The 24,648-nt window shown below is 39.2% G+C and carries 22 protein-coding genes; 18 read left to right on the top strand and 4 right to left on the bottom strand.

From position 1 onward, the window contains the following. Nucleotides 1-75 precede the first annotated feature (75 nt). The 5 genes from JWR61_RS12950 (at nt 76) to JWR61_RS12930 (ending at nt 5,090) form a co-directional block, all read left to right on the top strand. Nucleotides 76-204 carry a hypothetical protein gene (locus tag JWR61_RS12950; RefSeq protein ID WP_301928202.1) on the top strand — a complete coding sequence of 43 codons (129 nt, stop codon included), beginning with the start codon at nt 76-78 and terminating at the stop codon, nt 202-204. Nucleotides 205-1,103: 899 nt separating this feature from the next. Beyond that, nucleotides 1,104-1,775, top strand: a complete 672-nt coding sequence (locus JWR61_RS12945) for a response regulator transcription factor (RefSeq protein WP_290336218.1) — start codon at nt 1,104-1,106, stop codon at nt 1,773-1,775. Nucleotides 1,776-2,030: 255 nt separating this feature from the next. Further along, nucleotides 2,031-2,696, top strand: coding sequence for a response regulator transcription factor (locus tag JWR61_RS12940; RefSeq protein ID WP_301928201.1), 666 nt, complete (start codon nt 2,031-2,033; stop codon nt 2,694-2,696). Nucleotides 2,697-2,884: 188 nt separating this feature from the next. Next, nucleotides 2,885-3,721 carry an aminotransferase class IV gene (locus tag JWR61_RS12935; RefSeq protein ID WP_301928200.1) on the top strand — a complete coding sequence of 279 codons (837 nt, stop codon included), beginning with the start codon at nt 2,885-2,887 and terminating at the stop codon, nt 3,719-3,721. Further along, complete coding sequence (locus tag JWR61_RS12930; protein WP_301928199.1) at nt 3,705-5,090, top strand: deoxyribodipyrimidine photo-lyase; 1,386 nt, start codon at nt 3,705-3,707, stop codon at nt 5,088-5,090. Before JWR61_RS12935 ends, JWR61_RS12930 begins: the two co-directional genes overlap by 17 nt. Before the next feature lie 13 nt (nt 5,091-5,103). On the opposite strand, the gene JWR61_RS12925 is transcribed toward JWR61_RS12930, so the two are convergent. Together JWR61_RS12925 and mqnB are read right to left on the bottom strand one after the other, a co-directional pair. Continuing rightward, nucleotides 5,104-5,931 carry a 1,4-dihydroxy-6-naphthoate synthase gene (locus JWR61_RS12925; RefSeq protein ID WP_301928198.1) on the bottom strand — a complete coding sequence of 276 codons (828 nt, stop codon included), beginning with the start codon at nt 5,929-5,931 and terminating at the stop codon, nt 5,104-5,106. Continuing rightward, the gene (gene mqnB / locus JWR61_RS12920) at nt 5,928-6,611 is read right to left on the bottom strand and encodes a futalosine hydrolase (RefSeq protein ID WP_301928197.1); all 684 of its coding nucleotides are present in this window, start codon (nt 6,609-6,611) and stop codon (nt 5,928-5,930) included. Before mqnB ends, JWR61_RS12925 begins: the two co-directional genes overlap by 4 nt. Before the next feature lie 45 nt (nt 6,612-6,656). On the opposite strand from mqnB, the gene JWR61_RS12915 reads away from it, so the two are divergent. From JWR61_RS12915 to fabD, 4 genes are all read left to right on the top strand, one after another. After that, nucleotides 6,657-7,067: a 6-carboxytetrahydropterin synthase gene (locus JWR61_RS12915; protein ID WP_301928196.1), complete on the top strand. Its 411-nt coding sequence runs from the start codon at nt 6,657-6,659 to the stop codon at nt 7,065-7,067. A 133-nt stretch (nt 7,068-7,200) separates the two neighbouring features. Beyond that, complete coding sequence (locus JWR61_RS12910) at nt 7,201-7,617, top strand: 6-carboxytetrahydropterin synthase (RefSeq protein ID WP_301928195.1); 417 nt, start codon at nt 7,201-7,203, stop codon at nt 7,615-7,617. 103 nt (nt 7,618-7,720) lie between these two features. Then, nucleotides 7,721-8,317 (top strand): GTP cyclohydrolase I FolE, encoded by a 597-nt coding sequence (gene folE, locus JWR61_RS12905; protein WP_290336210.1) that lies wholly within the window; start codon nt 7,721-7,723, stop codon nt 8,315-8,317. A gap of 78 nt (nt 8,318-8,395) precedes the next feature. Then, nucleotides 8,396-9,286: an ACP S-malonyltransferase gene (fabD, locus tag JWR61_RS12900; RefSeq protein ID WP_301928194.1), complete on the top strand. Its 891-nt coding sequence runs from the start codon at nt 8,396-8,398 to the stop codon at nt 9,284-9,286. Between the two features lie 205 nt (nt 9,287-9,491). Here fabD and mdh read toward each other — a convergent pair whose 3' ends face one another. Together mdh and JWR61_RS12890 are read right to left on the bottom strand one after the other, a co-directional pair. Next, a complete protein-coding gene (mdh, locus tag JWR61_RS12895; protein ID WP_301928193.1) occupies nt 9,492-10,421 on the bottom strand; it encodes a malate dehydrogenase in 930 nt (309 codons plus the stop codon). Between the two features lie 81 nt (nt 10,422-10,502). Further along, nucleotides 10,503-11,000 (bottom strand): TlpA disulfide reductase family protein, encoded by a 498-nt coding sequence (locus JWR61_RS12890; protein ID WP_301928192.1) that lies wholly within the window; start codon nt 10,998-11,000, stop codon nt 10,503-10,505. Between the two features lie 201 nt (nt 11,001-11,201). On the opposite strand from JWR61_RS12890, the gene efp reads away from it, so the two are divergent. From efp to JWR61_RS12845, 9 genes are all read left to right on the top strand, one after another. Further along, nucleotides 11,202-11,771, top strand: coding sequence for an elongation factor P (efp, locus tag JWR61_RS12885; RefSeq protein ID WP_301928191.1), 570 nt, complete (start codon nt 11,202-11,204; stop codon nt 11,769-11,771). Nucleotides 11,772-11,991: 220 nt separating this feature from the next. Next, nucleotides 11,992-12,480, top strand: coding sequence for an acetyl-CoA carboxylase biotin carboxyl carrier protein (accB, locus tag JWR61_RS12880; protein WP_301928190.1), 489 nt, complete (start codon nt 11,992-11,994; stop codon nt 12,478-12,480). Nucleotides 12,481-12,565: 85 nt separating this feature from the next. Next, a complete protein-coding gene (accC, locus tag JWR61_RS12875; RefSeq protein WP_301928189.1) occupies nt 12,566-13,906 on the top strand; it encodes an acetyl-CoA carboxylase biotin carboxylase subunit in 1,341 nt (446 codons plus the stop codon). A 193-nt stretch (nt 13,907-14,099) separates the two neighbouring features. Beyond that, a complete protein-coding gene (locus JWR61_RS12870; protein WP_301928188.1) occupies nt 14,100-16,118 on the top strand; it encodes a DUF3858 domain-containing protein in 2,019 nt (672 codons plus the stop codon). 2 nt (nt 16,119-16,120) lie between these two features. Continuing rightward, nucleotides 16,121-18,028, top strand: a complete 1,908-nt coding sequence (locus JWR61_RS12865; RefSeq protein ID WP_301928187.1) for a DUF3857 domain-containing protein — start codon at nt 16,121-16,123, stop codon at nt 18,026-18,028. 160 nt (nt 18,029-18,188) lie between these two features. Then, nucleotides 18,189-19,568, top strand: coding sequence for a phosphoglucosamine mutase (gene glmM, locus JWR61_RS12860; RefSeq protein ID WP_301928186.1), 1,380 nt, complete (start codon nt 18,189-18,191; stop codon nt 19,566-19,568). 111 nt (nt 19,569-19,679) lie between these two features. After that, complete coding sequence (locus JWR61_RS12855; protein WP_301928185.1) at nt 19,680-20,807, top strand: cysteine desulfurase family protein; 1,128 nt, start codon at nt 19,680-19,682, stop codon at nt 20,805-20,807. Nucleotides 20,808-20,938: 131 nt separating this feature from the next. After that, nucleotides 20,939-21,760 (top strand): hypothetical protein, encoded by an 822-nt coding sequence (locus tag JWR61_RS12850; RefSeq protein WP_301928184.1) that lies wholly within the window; start codon nt 20,939-20,941, stop codon nt 21,758-21,760. Between the two features lie 85 nt (nt 21,761-21,845). Next, complete coding sequence (locus JWR61_RS12845; protein ID WP_301928183.1) at nt 21,846-24,620, top strand: CHAT domain-containing tetratricopeptide repeat protein; 2,775 nt, start codon at nt 21,846-21,848, stop codon at nt 24,618-24,620. Nucleotides 24,621-24,648 lie beyond the last annotated feature (28 nt).

The raw sequence follows: 24,648 nt of genomic DNA, 5'->3' as shown, positions 1-24,648 counted from the left end.
TAAATCCAATAAACTGTATATAAACAGATTGACAAGACAATAAATTGTTTACTTTTAATACTTTTAAATATAGAAATGTATACCAGAGAAAGAAGGATGAATTCAAGTATTAAAAAAGACCTCACCACAATCGCAAGGTATAAACTCGAAAATTTAATGATCAATAAAGTACTAGCTAAAAAGATTGCCAATACAATTGTGTAAACAAAAAAAACCTTTATTTCTTTGCTAAGAATTCTTTTGTAGAATAATAAACAAAGAAAGAAAGGTGCAATCTCCGAGAGATAATTAATCTTTTGTAGAATTTCTATGATAATAGGTAGTTTTCTCAAAAGTAATTAACTTTTTTCAAAAACCTACTTTATTAATCTCTAGAATAAACGTGTTCCGTGAGGTAAATTAACCAGCGTTCCGTACATAAAAAATTAGTTTAAAGGATTTAGAAATGATTCCGTGATGTAAACTTCATATTAAATAGCATCATAAACAATGGGTATAATCAGAAACACCAGGTATGATATCGTTAAAATACAGTGCAGACAAGGTTTTTGGGCGAAAAGGCAAGGTAAAAAAAAGTAAAAAAATGGGTAATTTTACGTATACTGTATAGTAAATTTACTATCAGGTTTTGCAGTAATCATACGATTATCTTACTGCGTAATCATACGATAGTGTAATTACCTGATGAGTTGGTAAGTAGATTTTTAATTAGCTATGCAGGGTAATACGAAGGATAACTTTAAAACGAGATCAGTTAATAATACTTTGGAGATATAAATGGAAAGAGCAAACCAGGCAAGGATGTTTGCAGATGATACATTACTTTGAAAGTACCAATAGCAATAACACTCATAATAATGCGATCAAATTATGGTGAGGTATGGTAAGGTTTAATAAATGTGGTATGATTTTTTTGAGCACGTTAGTATAATTACTCAGTACTCGTTCGCAATAACAAAATATTAATCACGTTATTTGCATTACAAAAAACTAAATGAATTGAGAATTTTATACCGGCTAATTTAATTTTCTTCAGATGTAGTGACTTTAAAATAAATTCAATTATATAATTTAGTGACAAACCAAACTAATTCTTCTGTTGTATGTCTATCTCTGCGGATTACTTAATCAAAATAGCTATCGCCGACGACCACAAAATTTTCAGGGATGGAATTAAAATGGCTCTTTCCGGTAAACCCAATCTTAAAATGCTTTGGGAAGCAGAAGATGGGAAGGACATGATGCACAAGATTGCCATTAAAAAACCAGAGGTATTATTGATGGACATCCGGATGCCTGAAATTGATGGCATCAACGGCATTGAGCTTATAAGAAAGGAATATGACGGCATAAAAATTATTGTGCTCAGCATGTACGATGATCACCAGATGATTAGTAAAATGATGGAGATGGGAGCCAATGCCTACCTCACAAAAACAACAGATCCGGAAGAAATATACGAGGCCATTTTAACTTGTATGAACGAAGATTTTTATTTTAATGACCTGGTGAACAAGGCTGTGATGGGCAAGTTAATGCAGAAAAAAAATGTACGCCAGCATTATACCAATACGGCAGCTATACATTTTAATGAGAAGGAAATAAAAATTCTTCAACTACTTGCAGAAGATAAAACGACAGAGGAAATATCCAAAACAATATTTTTAAGCCCCCGCACAATTGAAACAATCCGCCAAAATATGAAAACCAAGGTAAACGCCAAAACCATTGGCGGGCTGATTATGTACGGCATGCGAAACAAACTAATTGAATAATATTTCCTGCTTTAGCACGTTTAATTACAGAAATGTTTTTCAATGGAGTCACCTGCGTAAAATTGATTACAAATGCATAGTGTGGCAGGTTTTGCTGAATTTTTTCCCAGGCTGAGTATTTACCATAGTAAAATTCCTATGTTAAATAACACGTAGTTCTCCTAAGAATGGTAAAGGAAATTGAGCGATATTGCATTTTTAAGAACGCTTTTTTGTAATTTAATAAGTACTCTTTTATATTTAAACTAACAAATTTTGGAACCGATCAAAGTGTTAATTGCGGACGACCATGTATTATATCGGGCCGGTGTAAAAACTGCCCTGAGTTCGAAAAATGACGTTAAGGTAATTGCGGAAGCAGATAATGGTATGCATTTACTAACTATGCTGAAAGCGGTTCAGCCAGACGTAATATTGCTGGATATTCAAATGCCTGTAATGGACGGTATTACAGCTCTTCCGGAGATAAAAAAGAACTGGCCAGATGTAAAAGTAATCATGCTCACCATGCTGGAGGATCACAGTATGATAACGAAGTTGATGGAACTGGGAGCCAACAGCTACCTTAGTAAAACCAGTGACATTGAAGTTATATACGAAGCAATTAAAACCTGCTTTGAACAGGACTATTTTTTTAATGCACTCACCAATAAAGCCTTACTTACAAATCTTAAACAACGCAACCAGGTAACGCCTCAAAAATTAGTTCAGCAGGAAGCGCAATTAAATGATAAGGAGATGCTGATCTTAAAATTAATGTGCGAAGAAAAAACAACAAAGGAGATTGCCGATATGGTAGATCTTAGTCCACGAACTGTTGAAGCTATCCGCGATAAACTGAAGGTGAAGACTGGAGCAAAAAGTACTGCAGGTTTAATCATGTATGCGGTAAAACACAATATACTAAACGAGGAAATTTAATCATTAATCAAAATATCTAATTAAATAAGAACCGACCTGTTTATATAAGACAGAAAAGTTGCACCTTTACAATAATTTTTTTCTCTTACAACCCCGATGAAGAAATGTCCCATCAATTTACTTTGGTGGGATTTTTTATTTAATGAGTTTTTAAATTTTTTACAGCATGTCCGTTCATATTTTTGCCTATGAACTATTTTAATTACAATGGAAAAATTTTTGTTGAAGGAGAAGCTGTAATAGGTGCAGATAGCCGTGCCCTGCGTTATGGTGACGGATTGTTTGAAACCATCAAAGCAAAAAACGGATTGCCGGAACTGGAAGACGAACATTTTGCAAGATTATGGAACGGCATGAGGGTGTTGCAATTTGAAATACCCAAACATTTTACACCAGACAAATTACACAGTGAAATTACCACCCTGTTAAAAAAGAATCGTCACGAAAATACAGCCCGTATCAGGCTAAGTGTTTTTAGAGGGGACGGGGGGCTGTTTGATGCAAAAAATCATTTGCCCAATTATATCATTCAAAGCTGGCCGTTGCCGGAAAACAGTGGAGAATTCAACAGCAACGGACTGGTGTTGGGTGTGTACGAAGAAGCAAAAAAAAGTTGTGATATATTAAGCAATATCAAACACAACAATTACCTGCCTTATATTTTAGCGGCATTGAAAGCCAAAGGTGAGAAATGGAACGATGCGATAGTTTTAAACAATCATGGCCGCATTTGCGATACAACTATTGCAAATATATTTTTAATAAAAGAGGGAATTGTTTATACTCCGTCATTAAAAGAGGGTTGTATCGCAGGTATCATGCGCAGGAAAATTATAAAAGAATTAGCTGATAATTGGCAGGTAATTGAAAATGAAATCACGCTGAAAGATTTGCAAAGCGCAGATGAGGTTTTTTTAACTAACAGCATACACATTATGCAGTGGGTTCAGCGAATTGATGACACATCTTACTCAAACCAACATAGCCAAAAAATTTTCAAGACAATTTTTGCAACCATTCCGTAACCAGGCTGTTAAATATACGCGTACTATTTTAAGGGATATTTTATTTAGCAGTATAATGTTTATGGAAGCAATTAACATTTTTTGGTTTCGCAGAGATTTAAGATTAGAAGACAACGCAGGACTCTACCACGCTCTGAAGGCAGGCAAACCCGTGTTACCCATTTTTATATTTGATAAGAATATATTGGATCAGCTGGAAGAAAAAACTGACAGAAGGGTAGAATTTATTCATGCTGCGCTCGAAGAAATGCAGGCAGAACTTGTTGAAATGGGATCATCATTGAATGTGTTTTACGGCACACCCGCAATTATTTTTAAACAGCTGCTTGCTAAGTATACCATAGATACAGTTTTTGCCAATCATGATTATGAGCCCTATGCGTTGGAAAGAGAAACCTCCATCGCTAAATTGTTGAAAGAAAATAATGTGAGTTTTAAAACATACAAAGACCAGGTTATTCTTGAAAAAGCGGAAGTCTTGAAAGATGATGGCACTCCTTACACGGTGTTTACACCCTACAGCCGAAAATGGAAGGCTGTATTAACCGATTTTCATTTAAAGCCATACCCCACAAAAAAATACTTCAGCAATTTTTATCCGCATTCAATTGTGCAGATTCCAACTTTGGCTTCCACGGGTTTCCGCCAATTGGAAAAACCTTTCCCATCAAAAGCGCTGAAGGACGAACTGGTAAAAAAATATGCAGAACAAAGAAATTTTCCCGCTGTGCCAGGAACGTCTAAATTAGGCGTACACCTAAGGTTTGGAACAATCAGCATACGTGAACTTGCTGCCCGTGCGAGGCCACTCTCAGAGACTTATTTGAATGAATTGATATGGCGGGATTTTTATCACATGATCTTGTGGCATTTTCCAAAAGTAGGCAAGGGAAAGGCTTTTAAAGCTGCCTATGACGGCATTCACTGGCGAAAAGATACCGGGGAATTTGAGCAATGGTGTAATGGCCAAACAGGTTACCCGATTGTTGATGCAGGCATGCGGGAGTTAAATGCAACGGGTTTTATGCATAACCGCGTTCGCATGATTACAGCGTCTTTTTTGTCAAAGCACCTGCTGTTGGATTGGCGGTTGGGTGAAGCTTATTTTGCAACAAAATTACTAGACTTTGACCTGGCAGCTAACAATGGGGGGTGGCAATGGGCGGCAGGCAGCGGATGTGATGCAGCACCGTATTTCAGAGTTTTTAATCCCCGGTTGCAAACTGAAAAGTTTGATAAAGACTTGAAATATATCAGGCAGTGGGTTCCCGAACTGGACAGTTTTGATTATCCAAAACCAATCGTTGACCATGAGTTTGCAAGAAAGCGATGCCTGGAAGTGTATGCACAGGCGCTCAAAAAAGAATGATCCCAGGATTAAGTCAGCTTACAAAAATTTCATCATACCCGATTGTACAGTCGTTTAATTGCTGATATACATCCATTAATTTTTTAACTGTTTTTTTTCCCTCTTCTCCAAGGTTGATCGAGTAATCGTTCACATACAAATCGATGTGTTTACGCATCACATTTTCGCTCATTTCCTGTGCGTTGTTACGGATGTAATCGTTCAGCTGGGGGTAATTGGAGAATGCGTATTCAATACTTTTTTTGATAAGGGCATCAATGTCTTTTTGGATGCAGATGTCTATATCCCGTTTAACAACTATGCCTCCAAGGGGTATGGCGTTGCCTGTTTCTTTCTCCCAAAAATCGCCCAGATCAATTATTTTTTTAAGTCCTTTATCCGCATAGGTAAACCGGTTTTCATGAATGATTACGCCCAGCCCCTGGCCACTGCTGACAAAATCTTCTATGGCATCGTATCTTAAAAAAATCTTCTTTCGTGCTTTGGGATAGGCAAGCGAAAAAAGTAAATGAGCTGTCGTTTGTTCACCTGGTATTGCAACGGTATAATCTTCAATATTTTCAGTGACAGCATCATTCCCTGCTATCAGCAAAGGTCCTACGCCACGGCCCAACGCACTGCCACTGTTTAGTACCGCATATGTTTTCAATACCAGTGGCAATACACCATAACTTAATTTGGTGATTGCCAGTTTGCCTTGCATGGCCCACTCATTCAGGGTTTGTACGTCTTCCAGCACCGGCTCAAAACTGATATTCCCAGTATCAATTTTATTATTTACCAATGCATCAAAAATAAAAGTATCATTGGGGCAGGGCGAAAATCCTAAAGTATATTTCATGGTAAACTGATTAATATTTTTTGAAGTTCAATATTTAAATTTATGATAGCATCTTTCATTGCCCACTTCGTTTTATCTCTTTCCCCAACGGCATTGCTGACACTTCTTATTTGTAAAAACGGTACTTTTTGTTGAAGACAAACATAATGAAATGCAGCACCTTCCATGCTTTCTGCTGCCGGGTTAAAATGTTCAATAAGTTGTTGCTTTTGCAACAAAGTATCGCTTATTTTGTTTACCGTTATTCCCTTTACAGCCACTAACGCAGATGTTTGAAAAAGACCAGTTGTATCATTTACAAGCCATCCATCTGTGAATGGATAATCATTTTTGCCGGCAAAGCCGGCATCAAATAATGTAGCAAACTGCTGCTTTTCTTCAATGCCTGAATCACCGAAAGCATCCTGTTTTATTAATACGGTCTGGCCTAAAGATAACTGGCCGGAAAAGCAGCCGGCAATACCCGCCTGTAAAACCAAATCCGGTTTATTGCTTAGTAATTTTACAGCCAAAAGATAAGCGGTATTTACCTGTCCCACACCGGTAATTAATACCTCGGTTGTATGCTTTCCAATTGTGTTTTTCTTTTCTTTAAGTAACTCTAAAGTGGGCTCAATCTCAAAGCTGGTAGCCGAAATAAGTAAAATATGCATTTTGCAAAAATCGTACTTACGCTTCATATTTCAGGATTTAGCAAGTACCTTTGCGCAAAATTTTAAGTGCGAATGGTGTACATAACAAGGGTAGAACATTTTAACGCTGCACACAGGTTATTTAATCCGGTATGGAGCCGTGAGCAAAACGAGGAGGTCTTTGGTAAATGCGCCAATGAAAACTGGCATGGGCACAACTTTGAGCTATATGTTACCATAAAAGGCGAACCCAATCCGGATACTGGCTTTGTTTATGATGTAAAAAGATTAAGCATTATAGTAAATGAGCATGTAATAGAAAAACTGGATCACAAGAACCTGAATGTAGACGTCGATTTTATGGCGGGTAAGCTGTGTTCTATAGAAAACCTGGTCATTGGAATCTGGCAACAATTGGTTCCTCACTTGCCGGAAGGAGTGCAGTTGCATTCCCTTAAATTATATGAAACCCCACGTATTTTTGTTGAATATTTTGGAAATTAGTTTGGCATATTGAAACAATTAACTGGCTTCTTTGTATCTATTTCAGCGCAGTATCCGCCGTTTCTAAAATGGGTAAAATCCAACTGCTGAACCAGTTTAAACTCACCTTTTATTTAAAAATTATTGTTGTAAAATGAATAATAAAGTAGCTGTTTACCGTAAAGAACATTTTAATGCGGCGCACCGTTTAAATAATCCAAAATGGGATGAGGCAACCAATGACAGGATTTTTGGCAAATGCAATAATCCAAGTTTTCACGGGCATAATTATGAACTGATTGTTAAATTAACTGGCGTGCCTGATGCTGAGACAGGGTATGTGTATGACATGAAATTATTGAGCGAGGTAATAAGAGAAAATATTTTGGAACGCTTCGATCATAAAAATTTAAATCTCGATACAGCAGAGTTTCAGCACCTTAATCCTACGGCAGAAAATATTGCGGTTGTAATCTATACTATCCTGAGAGAAAAAATTGATACCAAGTTAGACCTTCAGGTAAGACTATACGAAACCGAAAGAAATTTTGTTGAATATCCTGCTAATTGATAAATTGGTGCCGGGATTGTCAGGATAAGTATCCTTCACAGAACAAAATATATTATTTGTTGTTAAAGCTGGCAATCAGCAAAATTTACCACAAACTTAAAGAATGGCATACAAAAAAATAGAGCAGTATGATGAAGCAGTTACTGCTGGCCTTATAACAAACTATAAAGAAGTGCTTAATCTGTTAGGCGAAGATGCCGGCAGGGAAGGACTGGAAAAAACACCCGAACGTGTTGCAAAGGCGATGCAGGTGTTAACCCAGGGATATCAGCAGGATGCCAATACCATTTTAAATTCTGCCAAGTTTCATGAAGAAGTGAGCGAGATGATTATTGTGAAGGACATTGAATTATACAGCATGTGTGAACACCACATGTTGCCTTTTTATGGTAAAGCGCACGTAGCTTATATTCCTAACGGTTGGATAACCGGGCTGAGCAAAATTGCACGTGTTGTAGATGTTTACAGCAGGCGTTTGCAGGTTCAGGAAAGACTTACACACCAGATTTTAAATTCTATTAAAGAAACGCTGAATCCGCTGGGTGTTGCGGTTGTTATTGAAGCTTCTCATTTGTGTATGATGATGCGGGGTGTGCAGAAACAGAATTCAGTTACCACTACATCTGCTTTTTGGGGTGAGTTTGAAAAGAATGAGACAAGAAGTGAATTTGTAAAACTGATCAGTGCCAAATTACATTAGAACAAATGGAACTAAAATATTAATCCCTCCGCGTGAGGGATTTTTTGTTTTATTTGCAATTGAAATAAAAGAAAAATTATGGCACATGCGTATGTATTTCCCGGCCAGGGAAGTCAGTTTAAAGGAATGGGAAAAAATTTGTATGATACCAATCCGATAGCGAAAGAATTATTTGAACAGGCGAACAGCATAGCAGGCTTTCGCATTTCTGACGTAATGTTTACGGGCTCTGATGAAGACCTGAAACAAACCAATGTAACACAACCGGCCGTTTTTTTACATGCGGTTATTGCTTTTAAAACGCTGGCCGATGCAAGGCCGGATATGGTGGCAGGCCATTCCCTGGGCGAGTTTTCTGCTTTGGTAGCCAATGGTGTGCTGAGTTTTGAAGATGCTTTCAAATTGGTTTCGATAAGGGCTAAAGCAATGCAGAAAGCTTGTGAGTTGGTTGCCAGCACAATGGCCGCGGTGTTGGCTTTGGCAGATGAAAAAGTAGAAGAAGTATGTGCGGATGTACACAGGGAAACGGGAGAAATTGTAGTGCCGGCCAATTATAATTGTCCGGGTCAGTTAGTAATAAGCGGATCAGTGCCTGGCATTGAAATAGCCTGCGAACGAATGAAAGCTGCTGGTGCTAAAAGGGCACTTATATTACCTGTAGGAGGTGCCTTTCATTCTCCGCTGATGCTACCTGCTAAAGAAGAACTGGCTGCAGCAATTGAAGCTGCTACATTCAATATTCCAACTTGCCCGGTTTATCAAAACATTGTGGCTAAAGCTGTGACTGACCCTGCTGAAATAAAAAAGAATTTAATTGAGCAACTCACCGGCGCCGTAAGATGGACGCAAAGCGTGCAGGCTATGATTGCCGATGGAGCAACACATTTTACAGAAGTTGGTCCGGGTAAAGTGTTGCAGGGATTGGTGCTGAAAATTAATAAGGAAATGATTACGGATGGTGTTAGCTAATTGTGGTTATGAAAATAGAGTTGCTTTTTCATCAGCGGTAAGTTTGGCCAGAAAGCTTAAGCTCAAAAGAGAAAATAGGGTACAAGAGGGCGACGCAACGATGATCCACATTGCTTCTTAGCCCGGACAAGTCTTTTACACACTTAACAACATATAACAAAGCCTCCCATTGCAGGAGGCTTTGTCGTATCACATTTTGTGAAGTTTACAATGTAGCCAATACACTGTTCATACTTCTTACAGCGTCTGCACTTTTGTTAAAGGCAGCTTGCTCTTCTTCATTTAATTTATAGTCGATAATTTTTTCCCAGCCGTTTTTGCCAAGGGTAACTGGTACGCCAATGCAAATATCCTTTTGGCCATACTCGCCATCCAGTTTAACGCAACAGGTAAACAATTTCTTTTCGTCGCGTACAATTGACTTAACCATTGCAGCACATGCAGCACCCGGTGCATACCAGGCAGATGTGCCTAATAAACCCGTTAAAGTAGCACCGCCAACCATTGTGTCGGCAGCAACTTTTTTAAGCGCAGCTTCGTCTAAATAATTACTTACGGGAGCGCCCTGGTAAGTAGCCAGCCTGGTTAATGGAATCATGGTGGTATCACCGTGTCCGCCGGCAACAAAACCCTGCAGGTCATTTGGTGAGCAACCTATTGCAGTAGACAAATAATATTTAAAACGGGCACTGTCCAGTGCACCACCCATACCAATGATCCTGTTTTTTGGTAAGCCGGTAGCTTGTAAAGCCAGGTAAGTCATGGTATCCATTGGGTTGCTTATGATGATGATGATTGCATTGGGCGAATGTTTTAAAATATTCTCTGCAACGCCTTTAACTATCCCTGCGTTGATGCCAATCAATTCTTCCCTCGTCATGCCGGGTTTACGCGGCAGTCCGGATGTAATTACTGCAATATCGCTGTTGGCGGTTTTTGTATAGTCGTTAGTGCTCCCGGTGATTTTGGTATCAAAACCCAGCAGCGCAGAAGTTTGCATCATATCGATGGCCTTGCCTTCAGCAATACCTTCTTTAATATCAAGCAAAACCAGTTCTTCACATAGCGCCAAACGGGCAATATTATCTGCGCAGGTTGCACCTACAGCTCCTGCACCAACAACGGTAACTTTCATAATATATATTTTTTAAGTAGAAAAATAATTTGCGCTGCAAAGGTAGCGCATTACGTCATTGGGTAATAATTGAAAATGAAATTATTTCGCTGCATCCAGGATGGCCGGTACACTAATATTGCCAACAAAGGCTTTGGACAGTTTACCCTGCTGGTCATAAACAAAAATGGAGGGGAAGGTTCTTAGTTGAAAAATGCTTCCCAATGCGAAATTGTCGTCGTGTCCCATTTTGATATTTGGCATGGAGGCGACACCATAGTCCTGGTAAAATTGTTTTATCATAGGATAGCTGCCGGGAGAAGCCATCAATATCCTGATGTTTTTTAATTCTTCTTTATAGGCCAGTAACTCTTTCATTTCTTTTTGGCAATGCTCGCAATCAGGACTGAAAAACATAATTATAAAAGGCTTGTTTTTATGCAGGTCTTTGTTGGAAAAAACAGTGCTGTCGGGTAAGGAGTAAATAGCGAAAGAAGGAATCGTTTCGAATTTGGGCAATGCTTTGGCAGAAGAATCAGTTTGTGACAATGCGATAATTGAACAGCCGATAAAGCTTGCGAATAGTATTAATTTTTTCACGCTGAATTTTTTGTGAAGATAATTTGAAAATTGTAAAGCTGCTGTTAAGGGCATGTCCTGGATTTCGTCACAGTTTTAAAAGGAGCAAATTCTGAGCAAAGGTTTAAATTTTAGTTTTACCGTTACTATTCCTACTTTTGCAGCCCGCCTTAAATAATTGCGGTGGTGCAATAAACTTAACAAGCAAATAAATAAATCAACATGGCAACAACAGCAGACATGCGCTCAGGCCTGATCATCAAAGTAGATGGTAGTTTGTACACGGTAATAGAATTCGGTCAAAATAAAACTGCCCGGGCAGCCGCAAAGGTTTGGGCTAAATTAAAAGGGGTTGATAACAGCCGTACGATTGAATTGACATGGAACAGTGGTGAAACTATTTTTCCGGTTAGAGTAGAAAAGAAAACCTACCAGTATTTATATAAAGATGATACGGGTTATAGCTTTATGGATGTGGAAACCTTTGAACAGATAACCGTACCGGAAACAATGGTAGATGCCCCACGTTTTTTGAAAGACGGCCAGGAGGTATCAGTATTGATCAATGGCGAAACTGACTTACCTATGGGCGTTGAATTACCGGATAAGATAGTATTAATGGTTACCTACAGCGAACCTGGCATGCGTGGAGACACTGCCACCAAAACGCTTAAACCAGCCACAGTTGAAACAGGCGCAACCGTTAATGTGCCCTTATTTGTAAATGAAGGAGAATTGATCAGAATTAATACCAAGACCGGGGAATACGTAGAAAGAGTGAAAGAGGCTTAAACTTAAAATATTTTAATAAAAAAGGGCAATTTTAAAAGATTGTCCTTTTTTAATTATTGAAAAAAATGGGTAAAAAAGACCATTTTAGCCCTTTTTTTTTATGTTTTTTGCCATTTTGGCCCTTTTTTTTCTATTTTTTAAATTTTAAATCGGCGGTATTAATAAATCATTACCTACCTTAGCCGCCCGTTCTAATAAAAAACCATTTTAACCTTTCAATATGGACATAAAACAAATCCAGGAGCTGGTTAAGCTCATTAATAAAACCAACATCGGTGAAATTACAATTGAAGAAGAAGGCATTAAAATAACCGTTAAACAAAAGAAAGACCCCGTTCAGCACATTATTGCGGGAGGCCAGTCAGGACAAATTTACTCAAATCAGCCCCAGCAACCAGCCGCCCCCCAAATTCCTCCTCCCGCTGCCACCATTACAGCACCACCTGCAGAAGCTCCCAAATCAGATAATTACATTACCATCAAAAGCCCGATGATCGGTACTTTCTACCGTCAGTCAGGTCCGGGAAAGCCCATTTTTGTAAATGTGGGAGATGAAGTAACACAGGGTAAAGTAGTATGTATCATCGAGGCAATGAAGCTTTTCAATGAAATTGAAAGTGAAGTAAAAGGAAAAATAGTCAAGGTATTGGTGGAAGATTCCAGCCCGGTAGAGTATGATCAGCCCTTATTTTTAGTAGATCCTAGCTAGGTGAAAATTAAAAATTCAAAACTAAAAAGGGTCATTGGTTTTGGATGAATTTTAATTTTTAATTTTTAATTTTTAATTGAATGTCGTGTTTAAAAAAATATTAATTGCCAACCGCGGAGAAATAGCCCTGCGTATTATACGTACCTGCAAGGAGATGGGCATTAAAACGGTAGCCGTTTATTCCACCGCAGATAAAGATAGTTTGCACGTAAAATTTGCAGATGAAGCAGTATGTATAGGTAAGCCCAGCAGCATGGATTCTTACCTCAATATTCCCCATATCATGGCGGCAGCGGAAATAACCAATGCAGATGCAATTCATCCTGGTTATGGCTTTCTGGCAGAGAATGCCAAGTTTGCCCAGATATGTACTGATCATGGGATAAAATTTATCGGACCAACACCTGATATGATCAACGCCATGGGCGACAAAATCACCGCCAAAGAAACAATGATTAAAGCTGGTGTGCCCGTAGTACCTGGCAGCGGTGGTTTACTGGAAAGTGTTGAGCAGGCAAAAAGCCTTGCAAAAAACCAGGTTGGTTACCCGGTAATATTAAAGGCTACAGCCGGTGGTGGAGGAAAGGGAATGCGTGTGGTTTGGGAAGAAAGTGAAATGGAGAAAGCCTTTGATAATGCCAAAACAGAAGCAGCCGCATCATTTAAAAATGATGGCATTTACATGGAAAAATTTGTGGAAGAGCCAAGGCATATTGAAATACAGATAGCAGGGGACCAGTTTGGAAATGTATGCCATTTAAGTGAACGGGATTGTTCTATCCAACGCCGCCATCAAAAGCTTGTGGAAGAATCACCATCGCCATTTATGACCACCGAATTGCGTGAAGCAATGGGCAATGCGGCTATTAAAGCTGCCAGTGCTATTAATTATGAAAGCGTTGGTACCATTGAGTTTTTGGTAGATAAGCACCGCAATTTTTATTTCATGGAAATGAACACCCGTATCCAGGTAGAACATTGTGTTACGGAAGAAGTAGTGAATTATGATTTGATAAAAGAGCAGATAAAAATCGCCGCCGGGCATAAAGTAAGCGGTAAAAATTATTATCCTCAAATGCATGCCATCGAATGCCGGATCAATGCGGAAGATCCGTACAACGATTTTCGTCCAAGTCCGGGGAAGATAACCGTATTACACACACCCGGAGGGCATGGCGTAAGGGTAGACAGTCATGTTTATGCAGGCTATGTAATTCCTCCCTACTATGATAGCATGATTGGTAAATTAATCACGGTGGCACAAACCAGGGAAGAAGCAATCGATACCATGCACCGGGCATTAAGCGAATATATAATCGAAGGAGTAAAAACGACCATTCCCTTTCATCTGCAGCTGATGAAAAACGAAGCCTTTAGAAAAGGTGATTTTAATACCAAATTTATGGAGAGTTTTAAAATGAAATAGATTATTCCTCCTGACTTTTTACAAACAATGGCTGCCTCTGTTAAAGGGGTAGTCATTGTCTTTTTAGCTCATTATTTTTTTTATATATTATCAGGCTGTGGATGAAATTTATTTAAAAATAATACGTTATATTGCTGTCTTTATGATATTGTCCATTATTTAATTTCGAAACCTATACCCAAACCTGCTCCAAATGAAAAGATGTCCTGTATTACTATTAGCAGTTGTATTGCTATGTTCAAAACTCTACGCCCAGGATAAGCCTGGTATCAAATTCAATCATGTTTTACCCGCAGATTTTAATATCGACAATTTAAAAGTAGATACTTCCTACGGGGCGGTCATTATCGCTGACATAGGCAGCAGTTCATTTGATGGCAATAACAAGGGATGGTTCAGCCTGATATACAAACACCAGCGACGCATAAAAATTATCAATAAAAAGGGATTCGACTTGGCAAGCGTGGAAATACCACTGTATATTTCCACTAAAACCAATTCAGAAGAAAGATTGGAATCCCTGAAGGCCAGCACGTATAATCTTGAAAACGGAGTAGTGACAGAAACAAAGCTGGATAAGGATGCTGTGTTTAAAGACAAGCAGGATAAAAATCATATTGTCAGGAAGTTTACAATGCCTGCGTTGAAAGAGGGCTCCATCATTGAATATTCTTATACCATCAATTCCGACTTTTTGTTTAACCTGCAGGAGTGGGTTTTCCAGGGAAGCTACCCAAGAGTTTGGAGCGAGTATAATCTTGATTTACCTAATTTTTTTGAGTACGTATTTTTATCGCAAGGCTACAATCCATTTGATATTAAGAAATCTGATACGAGGACTACAACTTATAGCGTGAGGGAACAGGGAGAGGGGATGCGGACTGAAACCTATACAATTCCTGCGACAAATACATCTACCCGCTGGGTTATGAAGAACGTACCTGCCATGAAGGAAGAAAAATTCCTTACTTCTTTGGATAACCATATTTCCAAAATAGAATTTCAGATGTCAGGACAACAATTTCCTAATATGCCTTACCACGATATTATGGGCAACTGGCATACGGTATCCGATGCTTTGTTAAAAGATGAAGATTTTGGAGAAAGGCTTGATAAAGATAATGGTTGGTTAAACGATGATATGAAAGCTATAAAGGCTGGTACCACGGATAACCTGGAGGAAGCAAAAAAAATATATGCCTTTGTAAAAAATTCCTTTAAATGTAACGGCCGTCACGGAATTTATTTAACAACTGGCATGAAGGAAACATTTAAAAATAAAAATGGCTCCGTGGCAGACGTTAATCTGTTATTAACGGCGATGTTGCGGCACGAAGGCATGCAGGCGAATCCTGTTATTTTAAGCACCAGGTCCAACGGCTTTACCAATGAGATTTATCCGCTTATTAACCGGTACAATTATGTTATATGCAGATTGGACATTGACGGGAAGCGCTACTTTTTAGATGCCTCCGAACCCTATCTTGGATTTAATAAGTTACCTGAAAACTGCTATAATGGTGCAGCCCGAACAATCAATAAAGAAGTGGAGCCGGTATATTTTTTTGCCGACAGTTTAAGAGAATCAAAATTTACCAATGTAATGCTTTTTAACGATGAAACGAAGGCTGGTAAATGGTCTGGTTCGCTTACAACCATACTTGGCTACTACGAATCAAGCAACATTCGAGACAAGTTTATTGACAATGGAAAAGAGGCTTTTGAGAAGAAATTAAAAGAATCTTACAGTGGTGATTTTTCTATTGATGATATAAAATATGAAGATGAAAAGGATGGAGAAAAGTCCATCCGCATGTCGCATAACATCACAATTGATGGTGATAACAGCAGCAATATCATCTATTTTAACCCGATGCTGAAAGAAGGGTATAAAGAAAATTTCTTTACAGCTGCAGAAAGAAAGTACCCGGTGGAAATGCCTTATAAAATGGATGAAACATATAATTTTCAGATTGAAATACCGAAGGGATACGCGGTAGATGAAATACCTAAATCAGCTAAAGTAAGCCTGAATGATGGTGAGGGGTTCTTTGAATATTTGGTATCAAAAACAGATGAATCGGTTATGCTGCGTTCCAGGGTAAAACTTGAAAAAGCCACTTTTTTACCGGAAGACTACGAAACACTCAGGAATTTTTTCGATTACATCGTAAAAAAGCATGCAGAACAAATTGTATTCAAAAAGAAGTAACCATGAAAAAATATTGTTTAGTATCGCTCTTCAGTGCCACTTGCTTTTTATCAGCATTTGCCCAAACTAATTATGATGTAAAGTTAATTCCGGCAGAGTTACTTCCGCACGCCAATGTTGTAAAAAGAATGGAAGAACTAAGGGTGGTAATTAAAAATGCGGGCAAGGCGGTTTTATACAATAAATATGCGGTTACCATATTAAACGCAGCGGGTGAAAATGCAGCTGGATTAACGGAGAATTATGATCAGTTTATTTCGGTAGAAAATATTGCAGGCACACTATTCGATGAAAATGGGAAAAAGATAAAATCCCTCAAAAAGAGTGAAGTGCAGGATTTAAGCGGTTCATCAGAATCTTCTCTTGCAGATGACGCCAGGATTAAGCACCATAATTTTAACTGCCGCATGTATCCCTACACAGTAGAATACCAAACAGAAGTTGAATTAAAAGGTGTTTTTTATTTGCCACATTGGCTCCCAATAGAAGACGAAAACTTTGCAGTGGAAAAAAGTAAACTCATTGTTGAATGTCCGCTGGATTATAACCTCCGTTATAAAGTATTTAATTATAACAAAGAGCCGCAAAAAACGCTATTGAAAGAATCACAACAGTATGAGTGGTCTGTTGAAAAATTGCCCGCCATTGAAAGTGAGCGGTATCAGCCGGAGTGGCACGAAATTACGACCGCTGTTTTCCTGGCACCTTCCAATTTTGAAATTCAGCATTACACCGGTAATATGAACGACTGGAAGGAATTTGGTAAGTTTATTTATGCACTTAATATCGGCCGGGATCAATTGCCGGCTAACATAAAACAACAGGTGCATGCACTTACAGATAATGTTGGTTCATCAAAAGAGAAAATTAAAATTTTGTATGAGTACATGCAAAAGAATACCCGTTACATCAGTATTCAATTGGGTATCGGCGGATGGCAAACTTTCGATGCCAGCTATGTTGCATCGAAAGCTTACGGCGATTGCAAAGCACTGAGCAACTATATGTATTCACTGTTGAAAGAAGCTGGTATTAAGTCGTATTATACATTGATAAAAGCAGGTCAAAACCGTACGGCTTTACTGGCTGACTTTCCATCGAACCAGTTCAATCACATTATTGTTTGCGTGCCACAGCCAAAAGATACGGTGTGGCTGGAGTGTACAAGCCAAACCTTACCTATGGGTTATCTCAGTGGGTTTACAAGCAACCGGTATGCCCTGCTGGTAGATGAAAATGGCGGAACCCTGGTTCACACGCCTGATTATAACAAGCTGGAAAATTTGCAGACAAGAAAAATTGCCGCTGATGTCAATGAAGAAGGAAAGCTAACTGCCAGTATTGAAACAAAATACAAGGCCCAGCAGCAGGATGAACTACAGGGAATGCTGGACGCAGTTAATAAAGAAAAGATTGCTGAAATTTTAAAAGAAGAACTCAATCTGCCCTCCTACGATGTTAGCAGCTTTAATTATGCTACGCAGAAAGCCGCCTTGCCGGTAGTCACGGAAAAACTTGAATTAACGGCCAATAATTTTGCCAGCATCTCAGGCAAAAGATTATTTATTTCCCCCGACGTCCTAAATAAATCCACCACAAAAATTACACAGGCGGATAAAAGGAAATTTGATATCAAAATACCTTATGCCTTTACAGATGTGGATTCGGTGGAAATAACCATACCTGCAGGGTATACAGCGGAGAGTATACCGGCCAATGTGACCATTGATACAAAATTCGGAACCTATTCTTCTACAATAAAAGTAAACGAACGCAAAGTATCGTATGTAAGAATTATGCAGCGAAACAGCGGCCGTTATCCCGCAACAGACGCGGTGCTCCTTGCCGACTTTTTTTCAAAAATTTACACGTCAGACAGATCTAAACTGGTATTTGTCAAAAAGGACTAGGCAATTTAGTCTTTTACGGAAATTCAGGCAAACGATTGCTATCCTAAAATCAGCTTTTGAAACCGCTGCTGGTTTCAGTATTGCCCGGCGGGTGGTTTTTGGGCTTTGGAAGCAGTGCCGTATTTCTTATCTTTGCCGCTCACCTAATATTTGGCAGCAAATGGCATTAATAAAAAGCATTTCAGGCATCCGCGGCACCATCGGGGGCAAAACAAACGACAACCTTACTCCATTGGATGTAGTCAAGTTTACTGCTGCCTACGGCACCCTGTTAATGAAGGAAGGGGCAAACAGAAAGATTGTGCTGGGACGTGACGGCCGCATCAGTGGCGCCATGGTTAAAAATCTTGTCATCAGTACTTTAAATGCACTTGGATTTGATGTGGTGGATCTTGACTATAGTACAACACCGACTGTAGAAATGGCCGTGGTATTCGAAAATGCGGCTGGTGGCATTATATTGACTGCGAGTCATAATCCAAAAGAATGGAACGCTTTAAAACTACTCAATAGCAAGGGTGAATTTATCAACGCAGCTGAAGGAACAGAAGTATTGAGAATTGCAGCTGCCGAAGAATTTACTTTTGTACCTGTTGATAAACTCGGCGTAACTACAACGAATGAAGATGCCTTACAAAAGCACATTGATGCTGTTGTAAACTATGATTTGGTGGACGTTGCCGCCATAAAAAAGGCAAAATTTAAAATAGTTATTGATGCTGTAAACAGTACGGGCGCCATTGCAGTACCGGCTTTGTTACGGGCATTGGGTGTTAAAGAAATTGAAGTGCTGAATGCAGAAGTAAACGGCAAATTTGCGCACAATCCTGAACCTTTACCAGAGCATCTTACAGGTTTAAGTGCAGAAGTGGTAAAACAAAATGCCAGCCTTGGTATAGCAGTAGATCCGGATGTTGACCGCCTGTGTTTTGTTTGTGAAGACGGCAGCATGTTTGGTGAAGAATATACATTGGTCGCTGTGGCCGATTATGTACTTAGCAAAAGAAAGGGCAATTCTGTTTCCAATATGTCCTCCACTAAAGCATTGAAGGATGTTACTGTAACGCATGGTGGTGAATATTTCCCAAGTGCAGTTGGAGAAGTAAATGTGGTGAACAAAATGAAGGAAGTGAATGCAGTAATTGGCGGAGAGGGCAACGGGGGAATAATTGTACCTGATCTGCACTATGGCCGGGATGCTTTAATCGGCATCGCCCTGTTTTTAACGCATCTTGCCAACAGTAAAAAAAGTATTAAGCAGTTAAGAAATACTTATCCTGGCTATTTTATCAGCAAAAATAAAATTACCCTCTCAACCGGCGTCAACGTTCAATCCATATTTGAAAAAATTAAAGACAAGTATAAAAATCAGCCGATCAATGCTGAAGACGGCTTGAAGATAGAATTTGATAACGACTGGGTACATCTTCGTACCAGCAACACGGAACCAATCATCCGTATTTATGCGGAAAGCAATTTTGAAACTACCGCGGATAACATCGCCAAAAGACTGATGAAAGATATTCATGAAGTGATTTAGTGAATGGTCAATTGTGAATGGGCAATCAGTTTTTAGCTCCTTCAGTATTTATCATTTCGTTGGTCTTTTATTATTAACAACTCACCATTGCCCATTCACCACCTTCCTGATATGACAAGAATTTATTTTGATAATGCTGCAACAACATCGCTTGACCCGGCTGTGCTGGAAATTATGATGCCTTACCTGGTTGAAAAATTTGGTAACCCATCGTCAATTTATTCTTATGGCCGCGAAACAAAGATGGCCATTGAACAAGCGAGAAAATCAGTAGCCAAAATTTTAAATGCCCATCCGGCAGAAATATTTTTTACCAGCGGAGGAACAGAAAGCAGCAATACAGCCATCACCGCAGCCGTGAAAGATTTAGGTTGTACGCATATCATTACTTCAGCCATTGAACACCATGCCACTTTACATACTGTAGAGCATTTAGCTGCCCAACAGCTAGTAAAAGTGAGCCATGTAAAATTGTTGCCGAACGGTCATGTTGACCTGGAACACCTGGGAAAATTACTGGCCGCAACTGAAGAAAAAACATTGCTTACTTTGTTACATGCCAACAATGAAATTGGCAATATGCTCGATATCTATGCAGTGGGAAATTTATGTAAATCATACAACGCCGTTTTTCATTGCGATACCGTTCAAACGGTAGGTCATTTTCCTTTTGATCTTCGAAATACACCCGTACATTTTATCACCGGTGCAGCCCATAAATTTCACGGTCCAAAAGGGGTTGGGATATTGTACATCAATGAAAACGTGCGGATAAAACCTATGATACAAGGTGGCGGCCAGGAACGCAATATGCGTGCAGGTACCGAGAATATTTATGGTATAGTAGGTTTTGCCAAGGCGCTGGAACTGGCTACTGCTGCATTTGAAAAAGACAGTGCATATATAGGAAGCTTAAAAAAATATATGCATGATGCATTAAAAAAGCACGTTGCCGGTGTTGAATTTAATGGCGATGTCTTCGGCAAAAGTTTATATACGCTGCTGAGTGTTAGTTTTCCTAAAACAGAAAAGTCGGAGATGCTGCTTTTTAATATGGATATCCATAACATTTGTGCCAGTGGTGGCAGTGCCTGTACCAGTGGGGTGGAACAGGGTAGTCATGTAATAAGGGCAATCAATAATAACCCCAACCAGGTTACGGTACGCTTTAGTTTTTGTAAAAACAATACGGAGGCAGAAGTAGATACAGTAGTGGCAGCGCTGCAGGAAATGCTATAGCTTTAAAAACATCCGGTTGCCTACTTTTGTTAAAATATATCCAGTTACTTTAAAAAGTGAGTTAACTTTTTATTTTTGAATTGCCGGTTACATTTATAAAGGAAGCGTTGACCAACCTATAAAACTTTGATATGTCAGTTAAATACTGTAAATATTTATTTAGTGCCAGTTTACTCTTCATTATCTTTTCATGTAAAAAAGATACGGCGATAACGCCTGTTGTGCCACCCGGTTTTACACTCAGTTATGGCGACTCAGTTTTTTATCTGAAAGACCAGTCTGAAGATTACATTATCAAACCAACACAGGCGCTTGCTGGTGAATATGGCGGCTTCCCGGAAGGTATAGAAATTGATCCTGCAACCGGTGCTATCAATGTTTCAAAAAGCGAAACCGGCCTTCGCTACCGCATTACTTTTTTGCCAACTGGTAGTAAAGACACCATCAGTACAATACTGGTAATTTCAGGGATTAATTTTTTAGATGGATTTTATAAATTGACCACGGCTGATTCTGTTTTAAAACCACTGTACAATGCGGGCAGAGGCACAGCAATACCCGGTTCAGGCAGTGGTACTTTATTTGATGAAGGATCCAATTGCAACGGTGCCGGTTGTACGGTGAATGTATCCAATGGCACAATTAACCTTGCTCAAACGGTGCGCAATGGTGTGTTTGGCTCAACGCCTTCCAATAACGACCGCCACGAGTTTCTGATGAACTACCGCATTAACGATAAAAGCGGTAAGGCCCTCAATTCATTAAAAGTAAAACTGTATTACTTTGATTCTATCAATGATGTTACCCAGGAAGTGTATGACATCATTCAGTCAAGAAATGGTACTGTATTCAGAACCAATCTTTCCAATAGTTCGGCATTCAGCAGGCCTTTCGGTGTTGCCGGTAAACCTTCAAAGCCAAGGCCTCCCTGTATTTTTATACTTGCCAGGTAGCACAAAATTTACCAGTAAATCATAGTTCCGGATTGTTTTGTAATTTACCCCGATTTAAAATTACATTGCTGCAAATTTGGTCCGGATGCTTCGTTTCTGTTGTCTGTTTTTTATTTTATTAATTGTACTCATTTCTCCGCAAAGCCAGGGTATAAAAGAGATTGCTCCCTACGAACAATTGTACCGCCAGGCTGAAAAACTGTACGCATCACCGGATGCCTCGATAACTACAGATAGTACAGCCTTATCAATTTATCAACAGGTCGCCGGTACCTTACAGCAAAAAAATATATACAGCCCGGTATTACTCGATTGCTATCTGAAGGCAGGGATCTTAAAAATGTCAGCAAATGATCAGCGACAGGCACTTTCATTTTTCAATAAAGCCATAACTGTTTTTTTTAAAGGCAATCATCTGCCGGACTCACTGCTTTTTAAACCCTACTTATATGCAGGCAGCATTCACTACACACTGAATGATCTCGACAGTGCAAAATATTATTATTTCAAAGCAGAGGCAATCAATGCGACTTATCCATCAATAGACGAGTCGGAAAGACTGTTCAATAAACTGGGAGCGTTGTATTATGAAACCGGGGATTACAGGAAGAGTATTCGTTATTTTGAAAAGGCGCTTTCGGTAGTTGAAAATAAAAAAGCAGGCAGTGATTTTTTTATAGTGAACTATAAAAATAACATCGCTACGGCCTGGTTGAAGCTGCATGAATATGAAAAAGCACTTCAAATCTTTAACACCGTATTGCCTTATAAAATAGCGTTGAATGAATTGTACTACAACATGGCAAATGCTTACATGGGCGAACGGGATTATGAAACAGCCCTTCGTTTTTTGCGGCAGATTCGACAAATGGACCAGGAAAAATATAACACGATAGCAAAAGTTTTTTTAGAACAGAAACAATACGACTCCGCTGGTACTTATATCGACAAGGCTGCCAAAGTTTATAGCGAAACAAAAAAGTCTGCTTCAAAAATTAATTACGGAGTTACCCTGACTTATTCAGGTGATTTGAAAGTTGCAGGAGGCAAGCCTCTTGAAGCAATAAACGATTACCAGCTTGCCATACAATACCTGTACCCGGTTTTTAAAGATAGCAACATGGCAAGCAACCCAATTTCTTTTTCCGGGTTACAGAATTTTTCATTATTGTTTGATGTGTTGACCGCAAAGGCCAATGCGTTGAATATGTTGGAAAGCTTGCAGCCCGGGCACCACTATCTGCAATACGCTTTAAATGCTTATACGTCGGCAGCAGCCTTAGCAAAACACATTGAACGTATTTATTTTTCGGATGATGCCCGGTTGTTTTTAAAGACAAAGGTAAGTCCGGCAACGCAGCAGTCGGTGGCAGTTGCAATTCATCTGTTCAATCAAACAAGGGATCAACAATACCTTCAGACAGCATTTATGTTTGCGGAAAATAATAAGGCTTCAGTTTTGCAGGCCGGACTTCAGCAACAGGAATTGTCATCCATGGCAGGATTACCATCCGGGCTGCTTGCATCTGAAAAAAAATATAAGGCAGAGATTGCTAAACTGGGTATACAATTAAACCAGGCAAAAGATAGTTTGACCTTACACACATTGCAGAAAGAAAGCGATGAAGCAGAAATCAATCTTGCTGGAGTCCAGGAAAAGCTGGATCAGGATCCGTTATATCATCAGTTGAAATTTAATAACACTTCTGCTACGACAGAAACGCTCCGGCAAAAAATGGTTTCTAATGATGAAGCTATTCTTTCTTATTATTATACAAACGACAGCCTGCTCTGTTTCTATATAACCGATAAGGAAGCTGGCTATTCATCTGCTCCGCTGAAAGAAGATTTTTTTCTATCAGTAACATCATTGAGGCGGCAGCTTGAAACGCCTGCCGCATCCAGCAGAAGCTTGCTGAAGCAATACGGGGCGGCTCTTTTTAATGATTTGATTTTACCAGTTGCTGAAAAAATAAAAAACATACGCCACCTTCTAATCATCCCCTATAACGAAATAAGTTACGTCCCTTTCGAAATGCTTTTTAATTCAGCTGATGGTTCTTTGTTGCTTAATAAACATGCTATTTCATATAACTACACAGCTGGACTTTTACCAGAAAAAAATAGTCAGCAATCAATAAATTATCAAGTGCTGGCCATGGCTCCGTTTTCTGACAAGAATGATACTTCCTTGGCATTGGCGCCACTTCCTTCCTCCGGCGGTGAGATATCAGGTCTTCCTGGAATGGAAATATTAGGTTCGCAGGCTACAAAAGCACAGTTTGAAAAAATGTCGCAGCAGTATCCTGTTATTCATCTTGCCACACATGCAGTTGTAAATGATACCAACGCATTGGGATCTTATATAGAATTTTATGGTAAAAAAGGCGATGCCGATACAAGCCACCGGTTATATGAAAGGGAAATTTATAACCTGGATATGAAGGCTGCAAAGCTGGTAATTTTAAGTGCCTGTGAAACGGGTAACGGTTTAATGGTGAGCGGTGAAGGTGTGATCAGTTTGTCAAGGGCATTTTCTTACGCCGGTTGCAAGAGCGTGATAACTTCTTTATGGAAGGCGGATGATATTGCAACAGCATTTATTATAAAACGCCTTCACTATTATCTGCAGAAGGGATTAAAAAAAGATGAGGCTTTGCAAAAGGCAAAAATTGATTATTTAAACAGCAGCGATATTGATGCCCGTTTTAAAAGTCCGGCATACTGGGCACACCTGGTGCTGATAGGAGATCAGCAGGCATTGGTAAGCAAGAGTTACAAATGGTATTTTTTTATTGCGGCAATGGCAGTAATGATTTTAGTGGCGATATTTTTTTATAAAAAGACAGGGCAAAAATAATTGCCCTGTCTTTTGGTTTTAAGCATGT

It is taken from the genome of Ferruginibacter sp. (assembly GCF_028288465.1).
In the GTDB taxonomy this organism is placed as follows: domain Bacteria; phylum Bacteroidota; class Bacteroidia; order Chitinophagales; family Chitinophagaceae; genus Ferruginibacter.
This window is presented reverse-complemented; position numbering and strand designations above follow the sequence as displayed.

What these genes read in the sequence shown, in the direction of transcription:
- JWR61_RS12855 (WP_301928185.1), top strand. Translation starts at nt 19,680, where the DNA reads ATGACAAGAATTTATTTTGATAATGCTGCAACAACATCGCTTGACCCG.
- JWR61_RS12910 (WP_301928195.1), top strand. Translation starts at nt 7,201, where the DNA reads ATGAATAATAAAGTAGCTGTTTACCGTAAAGAACATTTTAATGCGGCG.
- JWR61_RS12845 (WP_301928183.1), top strand. Translation starts at nt 21,846, where the DNA reads ATGCTTCGTTTCTGTTGTCTGTTTTTTATTTTATTAATTGTACTCATT.
- JWR61_RS12850 (WP_301928184.1), top strand. Translation starts at nt 20,939, where the DNA reads ATGTCAGTTAAATACTGTAAATATTTATTTAGTGCCAGTTTACTCTTC.
- JWR61_RS12865 (WP_301928187.1), top strand. Translation starts at nt 16,121, where the DNA reads ATGAAAAAATATTGTTTAGTATCGCTCTTCAGTGCCACTTGCTTTTTA.
- JWR61_RS12925 (WP_301928198.1), bottom strand. Translation starts at nt 5,931, where the DNA reads ATGAAATATACTTTAGGATTTTCGCCCTGCCCCAATGATACTTTTATT.
- JWR61_RS12950 (WP_301928202.1), top strand. Translation starts at nt 76, where the DNA reads ATGTATACCAGAGAAAGAAGGATGAATTCAAGTATTAAAAAAGACCTC.
- JWR61_RS12935 (WP_301928200.1), top strand. Translation starts at nt 2,885, where the DNA reads ATGAACTATTTTAATTACAATGGAAAAATTTTTGTTGAAGGAGAAGCT.
- efp (WP_301928191.1), top strand. Translation starts at nt 11,202, where the DNA reads ATGGCAACAACAGCAGACATGCGCTCAGGCCTGATCATCAAAGTAGAT.
- folE (WP_290336210.1), top strand. Translation starts at nt 7,721, where the DNA reads ATGGCATACAAAAAAATAGAGCAGTATGATGAAGCAGTTACTGCTGGC.
- JWR61_RS12915 (WP_301928196.1), top strand. Translation starts at nt 6,657, where the DNA reads ATGGTGTACATAACAAGGGTAGAACATTTTAACGCTGCACACAGGTTA.
- JWR61_RS12870 (WP_301928188.1), top strand. Translation starts at nt 14,100, where the DNA reads ATGAAAAGATGTCCTGTATTACTATTAGCAGTTGTATTGCTATGTTCA.
- JWR61_RS12945 (WP_290336218.1), top strand. Translation starts at nt 1,104, where the DNA reads ATGTCTATCTCTGCGGATTACTTAATCAAAATAGCTATCGCCGACGAC.
- mqnB (WP_301928197.1), bottom strand. Translation starts at nt 6,611, where the DNA reads ATGAAGCGTAAGTACGATTTTTGCAAAATGCATATTTTACTTATTTCG.
- accB (WP_301928190.1), top strand. Translation starts at nt 11,992, where the DNA reads ATGGACATAAAACAAATCCAGGAGCTGGTTAAGCTCATTAATAAAACC.
- glmM (WP_301928186.1), top strand. Translation starts at nt 18,189, where the DNA reads ATGGCATTAATAAAAAGCATTTCAGGCATCCGCGGCACCATCGGGGGC.
- fabD (WP_301928194.1), top strand. Translation starts at nt 8,396, where the DNA reads ATGGCACATGCGTATGTATTTCCCGGCCAGGGAAGTCAGTTTAAAGGA.
- mdh (WP_301928193.1), bottom strand. Translation starts at nt 10,421, where the DNA reads ATGAAAGTTACCGTTGTTGGTGCAGGAGCTGTAGGTGCAACCTGCGCA.